Raw genomic sequence first — 1,015 nt, 5'->3', positions numbered from 1 at the left:
GGTTTTCAAATTCAGAATCTGCGGAGATTCTGGTTTTGAAAAAACGACGAACTCGACTAAACCGGGATTTGCGCAGATTCTGGTTTTCAAATCCGGAATCTGCGCTAATCCCGGTTTTTCGTGCAGATTTTCTTGTTTCGTGTTGAGCGTGTATTATTCAGGTATTTATATTGAAATATTTGATTCATATTACCCTGATCCAATTCTGTATTTAAAGCATCAAGAGCAGCCTTATAACTATCGCTTTAATCAACTACCACTTTAGATGGAGTATTATTCTCTCTGATAGCCTTATTAAAAAAAGAAAAAGCTGCAGATTCGTCTCTACTTTTACTTAGAAAAAAGTCAACTGTATATCTATAACGATCTACTGATCTATATAAATAGATCTACTTTCCATTTAGTTTGACGTAAGTTTCATCTATTCTTCAACTACTACCAACCGGGCGTTTTTTTTTTCTTACTTCTTTATCTATAAGAGAAACAAACTTCATAACCTATCTTTGTAACGTAGAGTGATCTATTTTTGCGCCTCTTGAATGCATCATCTCTTCTAGATCTCTGTAGCTTAAGCAAAAGCGGCATTTCATGTACACAAATAGAAGGATTAACTCCGGTGATGAACAAAATCCTTCAAAATATCTCAATAATCGAGTGGTAATACGGAACATATCCATTAAGTTTCCAAACGAAAAATATAATTAATGGTTCTTTAAAACAAACGCAACAGAACCTTAAATTTAACTTTGATACTTTTCTGAAAGAAAGCTAAGAAAGAAGGATCAGATAGAGGCCTTCCTTTTGTAGATTTTCATGAAAATATAGCTATATTGGCAGATGGTACTCTCGTTTCATACTATCGGTCAAGAACAGTATACCACTCAAAACTATATAGACTGGACTACTACAGTAGGGAGTAGTATGAAATCACTACCCTGTGATAGCCTGATACAACAAATAGATATCTACTACCCAGACCAATGGCAAACTAAATGGAAAGTAGATCTATGTATAT

At 34.2% G+C, this 1,015-nt stretch carries 1 pseudogene; it reads right to left on the bottom strand.

The features are described 5' to 3' along the window. Positions 1–152: 152 nt before the first annotated feature. Positions 153–671 (bottom strand): annotated as a pseudogene (locus ACRRVB_RS00700) (IS6 family transposase); the annotation flags it as partial. Between the last annotated feature and the right edge of the window lie 344 nt (positions 672–1,015).

Origin of the sequence: Candidatus Cardinium hertigii (assembly GCF_050864855.1) — a bacterium.
Classification (GTDB): domain Bacteria; phylum Bacteroidota; class Bacteroidia; order Cytophagales; family Amoebophilaceae; genus Cardinium; species Cardinium hertigii_C.
The sequence above is the reverse complement of the archived record's forward strand: the minus strand, read 5'-3'. Positions and strand labels throughout refer to the sequence as shown.